The 13,564-nt window shown below is 35.0% G+C and carries 8 protein-coding genes; all 8 read left to right on the top strand.

The window, feature by feature from the left end; translation table 11 throughout:
* Positions 1-27: 27 nt before the first annotated feature.
* The 8 genes from miaE (at position 28) to DFQ04_RS06000 (ending at position 13,554) form a co-directional block, all read left to right on the top strand.
* Positions 28-639: a tRNA-(ms[2]io[6]A)-hydroxylase gene (gene miaE, locus DFQ04_RS06035; RefSeq protein ID WP_208110503.1), complete on the top strand. Its 612-nt coding sequence runs from the start codon at positions 28-30 to the stop codon at positions 637-639.
* A 223-nt stretch (positions 640-862) separates the two neighbouring features.
* Positions 863-2,107 carry an ABC transporter permease gene (locus DFQ04_RS06030; protein ID WP_133553673.1) on the top strand — a complete coding sequence of 415 codons (1,245 nt, stop codon included), beginning with the start codon at positions 863-865 and terminating at the stop codon, positions 2,105-2,107.
* 351 nt (positions 2,108-2,458) lie between these two features.
* Positions 2,459-3,262 carry a polysaccharide biosynthesis/export family protein gene (locus tag DFQ04_RS06025; RefSeq protein ID WP_133553671.1) on the top strand — a complete coding sequence of 268 codons (804 nt, stop codon included), beginning with the start codon at positions 2,459-2,461 and terminating at the stop codon, positions 3,260-3,262.
* Positions 3,263-3,264: 2 nt separating this feature from the next.
* Entirely contained in the window at positions 3,265-5,712 is a 2,448-nt protein-coding gene (locus DFQ04_RS06020; RefSeq protein ID WP_133553669.1) for a GumC family protein, read from the top strand.
* A gap of 862 nt (positions 5,713-6,574) precedes the next feature.
* Positions 6,575-8,995, top strand: coding sequence for a GumC family protein (locus DFQ04_RS06015; RefSeq protein ID WP_133553667.1), 2,421 nt, complete (start codon positions 6,575-6,577; stop codon positions 8,993-8,995).
* A 15-nt stretch (positions 8,996-9,010) separates the two neighbouring features.
* A complete protein-coding gene (locus tag DFQ04_RS06010) occupies positions 9,011-10,831 on the top strand; it encodes an asparagine synthetase B family protein (RefSeq protein ID WP_243739649.1) in 1,821 nt (606 codons plus the stop codon).
* Positions 10,818-12,626 carry an ABC transporter ATP-binding protein gene (locus DFQ04_RS06005; protein WP_133553663.1) on the top strand — a complete coding sequence of 603 codons (1,809 nt, stop codon included), beginning with the start codon at positions 10,818-10,820 and terminating at the stop codon, positions 12,624-12,626. Before DFQ04_RS06010 ends, DFQ04_RS06005 begins: the two co-directional genes overlap by 14 nt.
* The gene (locus DFQ04_RS06000; RefSeq protein WP_133553661.1) at positions 12,619-13,554 is read left to right on the top strand and encodes a hypothetical protein; all 936 of its coding nucleotides are present in this window, start codon (positions 12,619-12,621) and stop codon (positions 13,552-13,554) included. Before DFQ04_RS06005 ends, DFQ04_RS06000 begins: the two co-directional genes overlap by 8 nt.
* Positions 13,555-13,564: the final 10 nt, after the last annotated feature.

Genomic DNA, 13,564 nt, shown 5'->3' with positions numbered 1-13,564 from the left:
ATAAAAATTAATTCTTCACTTCAAATTATGAGCTGGGAAGAAAGTACAAGACAAAAAATGCTGCATCTGAAATTACCTACTGATCCCCGATGGGTAGGAATTGCTGAGATGCAGATTGAGGATATTTTGGTGGATCATGCTTATTGTGAGCAAAAAGCAGCTTCTTCTTGCATCAGCCTAATCGTGCGATTTAATGATTTGGAAGAGCTGGTGGATACCCTGACTCCCTTAGTAGCAGAAGAGTGGGGACACTTTGAAAGAGTCATGGATCAATTGAAAAAGCGTGGGATGAAATTTGGTCGACAAAGAAAGGATGAGTATGTCGCCAAACTAAATGATTTCATTAAAAAGGGAGGAAGCCGCATGCAGCAATTGACGGAATATCTTCTGTTGAATGCACTTATTGAGGCCAGAAGTTGTGAGCGCTTTAAATTGCTCTCACAGCATATTCAGGATGATGAATTGAAAAAGTTTTATTACGAATTGATGATCTCAGAGGCGGGACATTATGTGACTTTTATTGAGCTGGCCAGGAAATACTATGATCCTGAAAAAGTAAATAAACGATGGCAGGAATGGTTGGCTTACGAAGCGGAGGTCTTGAAAAATATGGAGCTAAGAGGTGACCGAATGCATTAAAAATAATCAATTGTCAATAACCAATTCCCAATAACTAAAAGACATAATTACAATCCCTCAACTTACCACTTTCCAACCTTTCGTCTTGCAAATTTTCCAATCTTTCAATCTTCCAATCTTTTAATAAAGAATAAACGTACTTTTGGCAGGGTAAAAGGACTTGCTTATACTTAGTTGATAAATGAGAATTTTTCCTATAAACCTGTTCTAAAACGAACAAAATATGAACTTGATCGAGAATGTCCGCGAAGCCCTTAAATCTGTTAAGGTCAACTTTCTTAGAACTGTTTTGACTGGGGCCATCATAGCAATTGGAATTTCCTCCTTGGTGGGGATGCTAACTGCCATTGATGGGATTAAAGCTCAGATAGCGGAGAGTTTTGCAGGATTGGGGGCGAATTCTTTTGACATTAGAAATAAAGGAGAAAGTGGTGGAAGGGTAGTGCAGGAGGGAAAAACCGAGAAAATCTATCCTAGAATTGATTACCGGGAGGCAAGCCAATTCAAGCAGGAATTTTCAGCAATAGGGATTTCTACGGTTTTCACTTCAGTGACAGGAATTGCTGAGGTAAAAAGAGGATCAAAGAAAACCAACCCAAATACAAGAATTAGAGGAGGGGATGAAAATTACCTTTCTATCAAGGCTATTAAACTGGCAAAAGGAAGAAACTTTAGCCAGATGGATGTGAGGTATGGTAGTGCGGTAGCAATTATCGGAAAAGAAATAGAAGAGACCTTATTCAATGCAGGAGAGGATCCAATCAATGATAAAGTGACTTTTTTGGGCAGATCTTATACCGTTATCGGTGTTTTAGACAAGCAAGGTGGAGTAGGTCAGGACCAAGGTGCAGACCGACAAATATTGATTCCCATCGAAAATGCTTCCAGGTTAGATCTTAGAGGAAGCTTCAATTATAGAATTACCGGAGTAGCTTCTGATCCTGGGAAAATTGACTACGAAATGGGTCAGGCTATCGGAATCATGAGAAAAATCCGTCAGGATAGAGTAGCTCAGGAAGATTCCTTTGAACTTGCAAAAAGTCAGTCAGTTGCTGAAAGTTTGGAGGAAGTCGCAGGATATTTAAGAATAGGTGGTTTCGGAATAGGATTTATTACCCTATTGGGAGCTTCCATTGGTTTGATGAATATTATGCTGGTTTCCGTAACTGAGCGAACTCGGGAAATAGGAATCCGAAAAGCTTTAGGAGCTACACCTTTGAGAATCCGTCAGCAGTTTTTAATTGAGGCGATTGTTATTTGTGTAATAGGTGGAATTTTCGGGATGATGCTGGGAATAGGAATTGGAAATATTATTGCCAATTTCATAGGCCCAGGAGGATTCTTGATTCCTTGGTTATGGATGATAATTTCCTTCATTATATGTATTGCCGTAGGTTTGATTGCAGGGTACATCCCAGCCTTCAAAGCAAGTAAGCTTGACCCTATCGAGTCTTTGAGATACGAGTAAATCTTCATTAGAGTGATGAAATCTCGGTCTGAAAAGAATCTTGTGCATTGTATTTAAAATTTAATCTATTCAGAGTTAAATAGTAAGGAACCTAGGGATTTCTATTTTTAAGCAATGATTTATAAATAATTTCAAAATCAAGTGTTTAGCTTAAATTTCTTTATAGAAGTCCAGAATCTTTCCTATTTGACATCAATTAGGTTTAAAAGAAATGCCTAGGACCCTTCACTGAAAGAAAATGAATTTTTAAAAAATCCCTAAAAATTCATTTCAAATTTGAAGAAATGTCTATTCAATTAGACATTCTTTCCTATGTTTGTCAGGTTTTGATATCGAATTTTAAAAACCTTTATGCTTAAGTATTTAAAAGCAATTGGAATTGTAGGCCTAGCATGGGCAACTTTCTCTTGTGTTTCTAACGAAAAAATCATTTATCTTCAAAATTTGGAGGGAAATCAACCCATATCAGAAGGAGAGTTGATTTCTTACGAGATTCCTGAATATCGTCTTCAGTATAATGACATTCTTGATGTTAATATCCAAACTATTGAGGATATGATAAAGAATGGATTCAGTTTTCAAAATAGGCAGGGTGGGGTGATGGCTCAGGGAGGTTCTGGAGGCGATGTTTATTATTTGACTGGATATAAGATTGACAAGTACGGTAATATCCGTCTTCCGATCGTAGGAGAAGTAAATGTGAAAGAAAAGACTATTGATGAAGCCCGGTTGGAAATTGAAAAAAAGTTGAGAGAATATGTCACATCAGAATTTTATTTGAGTGTGAAGCTTGGGGGTATTCGTTATTCGGCCTTGGGAGAATTCAGACAACCAGGTCAATTTGTCGTCTTGCAGGAGAGGCTAACTATATTTGAGGCTGTAGCTAATGCTGGGGATTTGAGTACGATAGCAAAAAGGAATGAAATTTTGCTAATCCGCCAATATCCTGAAGGAACAAAACTCCACCGTGTCAATCTTAACGACCGACAATTGATTCAGTCTCCCTTTTATTTTATTCAACCTAATGACCAATTGTATGCTGAACCTATGAAGATTCGAGAAATTGGTGCAGGAGAAAGTGGTATACAAAACTTTTTACTACTTTCTTCGGTGTTGACTACTGTTTTTCTGATTGCGAATTTGTTTGTAAACTAATAATGAATCAAATTTCATCCCAAGTAAAGCCTAACTCCAGTGCTCCATTTTTGGTTCTGGCAGATAATGAGATAGATGTTAAGGGAATTTTATTCAATTACCTTAGATATTGGCCCTTTATACTTTTCTTCGTAATTCTTGGATTTGGTTATGGTACTTATTTGAATCGAACATCGACACCTATATACAGGGTCGAATCTAAAGTAATGTTAAAAGAAACTAATTCCTCTCTTGGGACGGATCTTTTTGCTTCTTCAGGTCTTGGTTTTCGCGGGAAAAATAACATCGATAATGAAATAGGAATCCTTAAATCATACGATTTAGCGCATTCTTCACTGAATAAACTGGATTTTAATGTTCAATTTTTTAAGGATGGATGGCCTAGGAAAACTGAAATTTTTGGAAACTCTCCCGTCTTTATTAACGTGGACTGGAAAAGGAAACAAGTAGTTGGAGGTCTTTTCCGTATTGAGATTTTAGATGATGGAGTTTTTTCTTTAACTGTTGAAGATCCCAGTTTTTCGTTATTTAATCCCTTAGACCCTGAGTTTAAAACGGGTGTTAGTAAATTGATTTTGGAAAAAAATGAATTTGGCTTTGGGGAAGTTATAACTAATGATTTTTTTGAATTTACAGTTGAAAAAGCCTCTGGACTGCCAGGGGAGATTATCTATTTCAGATTAGTTGATCCTCATTCTTTAGCTTTGAGTATGTCACAGAGCCTTTCAGTATCTGTTAGCAAACCAAGTTCAATTCTTACCCTTAGTATTCAGACTCCTTTTAGAAAAAAGGGAGTCGAATATCTAAATACCTTGATGGAGACTTATATCCAAAGCGAACTGGATGAAAAGAACCAAACAGCTGAAAATACAATTCAATTTATTGATAATCAGTTGAGTGGTATTACCGATTCTCTTCGTTATTCGGAAGCCCGGTTGGAGCGATACCGTTCTGAAAATCAAGTATTCAACCTGTCTCAAGAAGGTTCTGTGATTTTTCAGAAACTTCAGGAGTTGGAGAAGGAGAAGGGAGTAAATGAAATCAAACTAAAATATTTGCAAACCCTTAATGAGTATCTAAGAAATGGTAAATCAGGAGATTTAATTGCTCCATCAATCGTAGGAACAGCTGATCCTCTCCTAAGTAGTTTGATCCAAAATTTAGCTGATCTTCAGGCAGAACGTCTTCGACTTACTGCCAATTTTTCTGATCAAACTCCACAAGTCCGCGACATTAGTGCTAGGATCCAAAACACGACTAGTGCATTGCAAGAAAACGTCAACTCCTCTATTTCCAATACCCAAAGCCTTCTTAGTAACATTAATAATCAAATTCGGACTGCTGAAAGGGAAATTAATCAACTTCCCGAAACTGAAAGAAAATTGTTAAGCTACACGCGACAGTTCACAATAAATGAAAATATTTATATTTATTTTCTTCAAAAAAAGGCTGAGTCTGAAATAACTAGGGCATCTAATATGCCAAGTAATATGGTTTTGGATTCTGCTAAGGCTGGAAACTATCCAATTTCACCAAATACTAAATCCAATCTAATATTCGGTTTACTTGTAGGGTTTTTGATTCCAATTGGGTTAATCACTTTAAAAAATTATTTAAATTTTAAAATTGAAGATCCTAAATCGCTTGAAAAGCAAATTAAGGTACCGCTAATTGGCTTGATTGGAAGAAATACATCTGTGGATAGCCTTCCGGTGTTGAATAATCCAAGGTCATCAGTGGCAGAGTCCTTTCGTTCGATTAGGGCCGATTTATCGTATTTAAGTCCACAAAAAGATAAAGTGTCTATTCTTTTTACTTCTTCTATTTCTGGGGAAGGAAAGACGTTTGCTTCTGTCAATATGGCCTCAGTGTTTGCTTTGATGGGAAAAAAGACAATCTTATTAGGATTGGATCTTCGAAAGCCAAAAATTGGTGAAGATTTCAATTTAACAAACGATAAAGGATTTAGTACCTGCTTGAGTAGCACCACACCTTGGCAAGAAGTAGTAAAAAACTCAGGTTATCCTAATCTTGATATAATCCTTTCTGGACCGATCCCTCCCAATCCTGCGGAACTACTTCTTCAGGAAAAATTCGGAGAGATAATTGAAGAAATCAAAAGCGTTTATGATGTGGTAGTTTTTGATTGTCCACCAGTAGGTTTAGTATCCGAAACAAAGGAATTGTTTGCTCATGCTGACATTAAATTTTTTGTTTTCAGGCAAGGATATTCCATGAAAGGCAACTCTGAATTACTAAATAATTTAGTTGATAAAGGTGGAGTTACTAAGATTTATGGACTTCTAAATGACGTTAATTTCGATAAGGGATATGGGTACGGATATGGGTATGGATACGGATATGGTTATGGTTATGGATCTAATTCCTATGGTTATTATGAAGAAGAAAAACCATCGTGGTGGAAACAAGCAATTAAGAGGTTTAAATAAGAGATCTAGCCACAAAACAAGGTATACAATACATTTCATTTCAATTTGACAACTATATTTTTTAGGATTGAAAATTGGGCTATCGAAATTAAAGAAAGCTCGATTTTAACTTCTTAAGGTGATTTTTACAATACCATGGAAAAAGAATAAGTCTTTGAATTTATTCTAATTCGGATTTTCTTTCTCATTAAGATATCCTCTTGACTTTTTATATGAGCGTATCAAGAAACAAAGCATCCTAAGATGTTTCTAAAAATAATCTTTGAGAAATTCTTTCTTTGGACTGGTAGGTTGCAAGATTTTGAGAGAACATTAACCAGTTCATTTCCAGATTTTAGTTTGAAAAATGAATCTCTTTAGACGGAGGTCGTTGAATTTTCTATTTTTACCAAGTAGGTCTAAAAACTCGGGAAAAGATTTTCATAAATGGAGTTTTGATTTGAAAATTAAGGAATTCTTTGATATAGGTTATTTGGAAGGAGGAGTATTTCAAGGATTTCTTTCCTCAAAATGATACTTCAAAGATTAAAAATGTATCTGAAAAACATTTTTAATTATTTAAAATTCAAAAACAAATATATTAACTTTGAAGCTCTAGTTGACTCTTTGAATTATTAAGGAAAGAAAAATCTTTTCTAGATATAAATTCAAATTAAGGAGTTGATTCTTTTCTTTTGTATTCTACTAAAGCATTTCGATTTAAGCTTTACCAAACCATAGTCCTTATTTAAGTTCATTAGTTTATGGCCGAAACAATTGTATTAATTTGTTCCGAATAAATCATTGGCTTATAAGAAACACCTTAATTACTTTAATTCCGTATAATCTTTCCAGAGAAATATTCTAAAAATAAATAAGAGTTATGAACGTAAGTTCTAATGATAATAGTGATTATCCTAAAATTCCGGTAGTAATTCAAAAGGAAGAAGATTTTAATTTTAAGGCATTTCTGTCCAAGCTATTTAGTTTTTGGCCTTGGATTTTAATTGGAGGAATTTTAGGATTTAGTGTCTCGTTTACTAAAAATATTTTTGAATCTCCAGTCTATTTAGTTGAAGGGACTCTTGTAATTAAAGACGAAGTTCCGTCGTCTGATTTTTTTACTCCAGGTGGATTTGGATATGGCTATAGTAATATGGATGAAGAATTAGGGATTTTAAAATCTTATTCTTTAGCTGAGCAAACAGTCAAAGAGATGAATTTGAATGTTAGGTACTTTGTAAAAGATCGAGTTAATATTGCGCAGATTTATGGAAATACTCCAATTTTTTTGAATTATAGAAAAGACAAACCTATGCTTGTCGGAGGGATGTTCAAATTAAAGGTTCTTGATTCTAAAAGATTTGAACTTACAGTTATTTCTGAGGGGTTCAGCTTTTATGACCCTAGAAATCCATTAAACTCCCGGAAAATTGACGCAGTCAATCTTCCCAATTCTATTTTTTCTTTCAATGAGCCCATTATTTTATTGGAATTGTTTGAGTTTTCTGTTAGTCAAATATCTTCCATCCCGGGAGATGAAATATTATTCAGTTTTCAGGATAATGCTTCATTAGCTAGAGAAATGAGAGGGAAAATAAATGCTAAGACACAAGAGAAATATTCCTCCATTATCACTTTAAGCATGATAACTCCTCTGCCGAAAATGGGTGAGGATTATATTAATCAGCTTATGAGAACGTATTTGAATAGAGAGCTTCAAGAAAAAAACCTCGCAGTAGAAAACACCATCAAATTCATAACTGATCAGCTTAAAGGAATTTCAGACTCTCTTCAATATTCTGAGAATAGACTTCAACTTTATAGGTCTGAAAACAAAATATTCAACCTTTCCGAAGAAGGTTCAGCTATTTTTGAAAAATTGGAAGATATAGAAAAGCAAAAATCTGAGGCTCAACTGAATCTAAAGTACCTAAATACCTTAAAGACTTATGTAAACAAAAATCAATTGGGTGATTGGTCAGCCCCATCTATGGTTGGAATTTCAGACCCTATACTCATTTCTTTGGTAGAAAACATATCTTCTCTGCGAACGGAGCAGCAGAGGTTGAAAGCAAATTTTTCCGAACAGACACCTGCCGTAAAGGATATCAATTCTAGAATTGAAAATGCTCAAAAAGCCTTGGACGATAACCTAAAATCTGCAATTTTAAGCAATGAAAATATTCTTGCCGAACTGAACAGGAGAATCCTTGAGATTGAATCAGAAATCAGGACCCTACCCGAGACTGAAAGAAATCTCATCGGGATACAAAGGCAGTTTACAATCAATGAAAACATTTATATCTATCTCTTACAGAAAAAAGCAGAGGCAGAAATAACCCTTGCTTCTAATCTTCCTAAAAATGTTATTCTCGACCAAGCACAAACTGTTGGTCAAATAGGTCCCAACAAAAATAAAAATTTATTTTTTGGCTTGGTTTTGGGGTTGTTAATTCCAATCACTTTAATAGCTCTGAAAGAGTATTTAAATAATAAAATCGAAGATCCTAATGAACTGGAAAAATTAATCAAAGTCCCATTAATTGGGATAATAGGAAGAAATACATCCTCTGACAAACTTCCTGTTATTAATAGTCCGAGGTCTCCGATTACTGAGTCTTTTAGGTCTCTGAGAGCCGATTTGGCCTACCTTTCCCCTCACAAAGATAAACTCTGTATTTTGGTTACTTCTCCGATATCCGGAGAAGGAAAGACCTTTTTATCAGTCAATTTAGCATCTGTTTTTTCTCTTATGGGAAAAAAAACCATTCTTTTAGGTTTGGATTTAAGAAAACCAAGAATTGCTCAAGATTTTAATCTTACCAATGATAAAGGAATGAGTACTTGTTTAATTAGTGATATTTCATGGAAGGAAGTAGTCAAATCTAGTGGGCATGAAAATTTAGATATAATCCTATCAGGACCTATTCCCCCAAATCCAGCTGAACTTTTACTTCAAGATAGATTCACTGATATCATAAGTGAAATCAAAGAAAACTATGATATTGTAGTCTTTGATTGCCCTCCGGTTGGTTTAGTGTCAGAAACTAAACAATTATTCGCATTCTCGGATATTAACTTCTTTATTTTCCGTCAGGGCTTCTCCGACAAAGGTAACGTCCAAATATTGAATAATTTGGTGGAAAAAGGTGGGGTTACTAAAATATACGGGATCTTGAATGATGTCCATATGGACAAAGGTTATGGATATGGCTATGCTTATGCGTATGGAAACGGTTATGGATATCATCAAGATAAAAAACTCCCTAGATGGAAACGTTTCTTAAGAATCAAAAATTGAAATTGATTGAAATCAATGAAGGGTTTTTTTGGAATACTTGGTCTTGGAAATACTCCAATTGGAAAAACACAAGAAGTATTTCTTTCAAATTGTCCTGAAATAGGAGATTATCCAAAAATTGATTCCGAAAGAATATTCTTGACTTCTATAAATGATCAATATCCAGTTGACAGTGTTCCGGAATTCATTGAATTGACTTATGCAGGTTGGTCTAGGTTGGATAATTTGCCTGAGCTTAGAGAAAGTTTGGGTTTAGATGAAACTGCTGAAGATCAAGAAGTGATCCTCTATAGTTTCAAAAAATGGGGTTCAAATTGCGTAAAGTATTTTTATGGGGATTTTAGTTTTGCGATTTGGAATCAAAAGAATGAAACTTTATTTCTGGCTAAAGATCAATTAGGAGCCCGGCCACTTTTTTATTTACAAAAAGACGACTTGTTGATATTCGGAACAAGTATTCCTTTGATTAAGAAATCACAAAAAACTAAGCTTCTTTTAAACGAAGTATTCATTGCTAAGGAGCTTAAGTTTTATCCCCAGGATGTAGAGGCCACTTTTTTCCGTGATATCGTCCGCCTAAAACCGGCACATTATATAGACATAAAACCCAATCAAATACTTGTAGAGAAGAGGTATTGGGAACTTTTACCCATTGAGTTGGACCAAAAAAAAACGAATGAAGAGTACTATGACTTGGTAAGAAATCAGATGATAAAAGCTATCCAGGTTCGATTACGAAACATGACGAAAGTTGGGTGTCAGTTAAGTGGTGGGATGGATTCTTCGGCCATAGCTGTTTTACTTTCAAGGCTGATTCCAAAGGAAAATCTGCATACTTATTCTTTTGTCCTAGATGATGAGACAAAAAAATATTCCGAGGCAGGTATAGATGAAAAGGAGACTCAGGAGGAAATAATTAATTATGCAGATTTAAACAGATCAAATCATCATCAGATACATCGTTTCCACTACAGAGATGCTTTCGAAGAGATTAACTCAATTAATGAGATTTTTGGAGGTTCCAGTTATGACTATGGGAACTGGCAGGAAACGATTTTCAGAGATTTCTCCAAAAAATATCTAGGAGAAGTTATGTTTAGTGGTTTTCCCGGTGATGAAGGAATTTCTTCGCCCGCGGGAAGCTACTTCTACGATTATTTAGCAAAAAGGGAGTACCTAGAAATTTTCAAATTTATTTTAGAATTTAGAAGGTGGGGGATTAAGAATATTTTTAAATATTACCGAGATAAGAAATCAGGCACATTTTTTCCTGAATATGCTGCAATTCAAAAAACCAGGGACTTGCTAAATCCTTCATATAAGGTAAATTTTGATTTGAAAGATACTTCCTTCTTATTTTCAAAGAGTTTTAAGTACTACATGAAATCTAGTATCACAGGTGCAGACACATGTATGAGAATGGAGGCTGAGTCTATTTTTGCCAATCACTATGGGATTGACATGGTATTTCCTTTAGCTGATGTTCGTTTGCTAGAGCTCATTTATAGTTTGCCTAGCCATGTTTTCAAACCTAAGCCTAAAGGGCGAGCACTCTTTAGAAATGTTTGTAAGGGTATTTTGCCAGAGAGGGTGCGTCTCCAAAAAAAGCAAAACGGAGCCTTTACTCTTGCTTTTTATGAATATCACACAATCAAAAAATTTGATGATCTAAAGACTTATTCTATTAAAAATCGATTAGTTATGTTTACAAGTGAAAAGAATTTTTTGCACAATGGGATGGAAGATGAATTGGATATCAAGGATAGAATAAATGCGCTCAAACAAATGGATATTTTGATTGAGTTGAATTCCCCTACAAAAGATGAGGTTGAATAAGGCGTTTTTCAAAAATTCAATTTCCATTTATAGTCGTGCGGTAAAAATATTTTGGACTGTTTCTCCAAGTTTATTTTCGACGCAGCTGGTTTTGATTTTTTTCCAATCGATACTCCCTGTTGTGGTATTGATTGTTATTAAAAAGCTTTTTGATATGATATTAGATCAAACAGAATCGTTTGATTCGGTATTAATCTGGTTGGCATTGATGGTATTTTTGCAACTTTTTCAAGTGGGTCTAAGTCAATTTTCATCATACATTTCTAGTATTTATCAAGAAAAATTAGAGGATTCGATAAATGCCTTGATTTTGAAAAAATCAATTTCTATTCCTTATTCGTATTTTGAAGATCCTGAATATTATGATAGCCTTCATTTAGCACAGCAGCAATCGGTTTATAGGATTCCTAGTCTGTTTCAGCAATTCCAAGCAACTTTTAGTAACGGCTTGTCTCTCAGTTTGCTGGTAGGCTACTTCTTTTCTTTAATAAATATTTATGCATGGATAATCTTGCTTATAGCGATACCTCTAGCTCTGGTGAAATGGTACAGTGGTTTTGCTATGAATAGATTGGAAAAGAATGTAGTTTCTAAAGAGCGCGAGTCTGATTATTACCATTATATTCTCACAGGTGATTCATATGCTCAAGAAATCAGAACGCTTAATTTTGGTGAATTACTATTATTTCGATACCGAAAAATCAAGGAATTTATCTTTAATGAAAAGCGTAAGCTTAATAAGAGGCTCTTAGGATATACATTGGTTACTGAGACTGCTGAAGTCACGGTGTTGTTTTTCATATTATTGGACGTTGCTAGGAAAGCCTTCAATAGAAGTTTGGGGATTAGTTTATTGGTTGTTTATATTCAAGGAATTCAGCGAATGCAATCGAATCTGAAAGGCTTTTTGAATTCCTTCGTAGAACTCATCCAGCAGCGCATCTTTTTGAATGACATTTTTAGATTTCTGGATATTGTTGATCATCAAACATCATTTTGCGAGAAAAATAAATTTCCGGAAAATGACTTTTCTATTCAAATTTCGAATTTGAGTTTTTCATATCGGGATAGTGACTCGTTAGCTTTGGAAAATGTGTCAATGAAATTACCAAAAGGAAAAATAATAGGTATCGTGGGCGTGAACGGATCGGGTAAATCTACTTTGGTAAAAATCTTGGCAGGGCTATATTCTGTAGATCCTGGTAAAGTTTTAATTGGTAGTCATTCGATTGAGACCATAGAAAATCGAAGCCTTCGTGAGCGCAGCCTATTTCTTTTTCAAGATTTCCAATATTATTTTTTAACAGTTGAGGAGTTAATCAGCTTGGGAGAAAAACAGAAGTTGGATCATGAGGAGAGAATACTTGAAGCCTTGGAAAAATCTCAAGTAGCCGAAATTATTGCACCCTACAAAGAGGGCATTAAGACCAAAATGGGCAAAATTTTTAAAGATGGGAAAGGATTAAGTGGGGGACAATGGCAAAAATTGGCGATTGCAAGAGCTTTTTATCGAAATCCAAAACTGATGGTTTTGGATGAGCCTACAAGTGCCTTGGATGCGATTTCAGAGAGCTCTATTTTTGAAAGCTTGCTGGAGGGTTCAGAAAATAGAATTACCGTCTTCATCACTCATAGATTATATAATTTGAAGAAAGCAGATTATATCTATGTCTTGGACAAGGGTAAAGTGAAGCAGGAAGGTTTGTTTTCGGATCTTATATCAGAAAAAGGCTTGTTCAAAGAAATGTACCAAAGGCAGAGTTTTGCCGGAAAAGCTGATTATTCAAATGACTAATTTTACAAATACTAAATATAAGTATAAGGCATTTGGTCTCGTTTGCGAATCCGAAATTGAAATTCCTGCTTTTTTAAAAGTAAGCACTAATGCATCTGTACAATTTAAGGTTCAAATTTCTGATGAGCTCCCTGAATTTGAGCGAGATTACGTTTATGAGGAGCCCTATTGCAGACTCAATGAGTCTGAATTTGAATATCAGGTAGAGGGTGTGGCTAATTATTTTGTCAAGAAGGGTGATACCATTTTGATACAGGCATGTTGTGAAGATTGGAATACTATCCTTTTATATTTTTATAGTAATTGTATGGTGGCTTTGCTTTTTCAACGAAATCTCATTCCCTTTCATGTATCAGGTGTAATAGATCCGAAAGGAGGAGTCTGGCTTTTTGCTGCTCCCTCAGGGATAGGTAAATCAACAACTGCTATCAAACTTAAGGAAAAGGGGTACGATTTATTTACTGATGATACAGCCTTAGTTTATTTAATAGGAAGCATATGTGTTGCAGAAGCTTCCTATCCTTTAATAAAGATGTGGAAGGCGACTCTAGAAAATCAGACTACGTATGATACCAGCCAAACATACCAGCTGAGGCCAGACGTAGAGAAATTTGGAGGATTTTTTCATGAAAGTTTTATGGACGAGCCCATGAAGGTGAATGGAATAATCTTTATTGAGGAGGAAGGTGATCAATTTGAGACTAAAAGGTTGAAAGGCATTGAAGGATTTCAACGTCTTCGAAATAATGTCTTTAGAAGTCAGTGGATCAATGGAATGGGTAAAGCAAAGCTTCAGTTTGAACTTTTAAGTGCAATTTCCAAGACCGCTCCATTTTGGTTGGCAAAGCGGCCTGTTGAAACATTGAGCTATGAATTTTTTGCGGAAAGTATTTTGAAAGAAATTATCTGTATTGAAAAAAATGATTGAACTATTTTAA

Source organism: Algoriphagus boseongensis (genome assembly GCF_004362805.1).
Lineage (GTDB): Bacteria > Bacteroidota > Bacteroidia > Cytophagales > Cyclobacteriaceae > Algoriphagus > Algoriphagus boseongensis.
Note: the sequence above shows the minus strand (reverse complement) of the source record. Positions and strands in the feature narration are given on the sequence as shown.

What these genes read in the sequence shown, in the direction of transcription:
- miaE (WP_208110503.1), top strand. Translation starts at nt 28, where the DNA reads ATGAGCTGGGAAGAAAGTACAAGACAAAAAATGCTGCATCTGAAATTA.
- DFQ04_RS06030 (WP_133553673.1), top strand. Translation starts at nt 863, where the DNA reads ATGAACTTGATCGAGAATGTCCGCGAAGCCCTTAAATCTGTTAAGGTC.
- DFQ04_RS06025 (WP_133553671.1), top strand. Translation starts at nt 2,459, where the DNA reads ATGCTTAAGTATTTAAAAGCAATTGGAATTGTAGGCCTAGCATGGGCA.
- DFQ04_RS06020 (WP_133553669.1), top strand. Translation starts at nt 3,265, where the DNA reads ATGAATCAAATTTCATCCCAAGTAAAGCCTAACTCCAGTGCTCCATTT.
- DFQ04_RS06015 (WP_133553667.1), top strand. Translation starts at nt 6,575, where the DNA reads ATGAACGTAAGTTCTAATGATAATAGTGATTATCCTAAAATTCCGGTA.
- DFQ04_RS06010 (WP_243739649.1), top strand. Translation starts at nt 9,011, where the DNA reads ATGAAGGGTTTTTTTGGAATACTTGGTCTTGGAAATACTCCAATTGGA.
- DFQ04_RS06005 (WP_133553663.1), top strand. Translation starts at nt 10,818, where the DNA reads ATGAGGTTGAATAAGGCGTTTTTCAAAAATTCAATTTCCATTTATAGT.
- DFQ04_RS06000 (WP_133553661.1), top strand. Translation starts at nt 12,619, where the DNA reads ATGACTAATTTTACAAATACTAAATATAAGTATAAGGCATTTGGTCTC.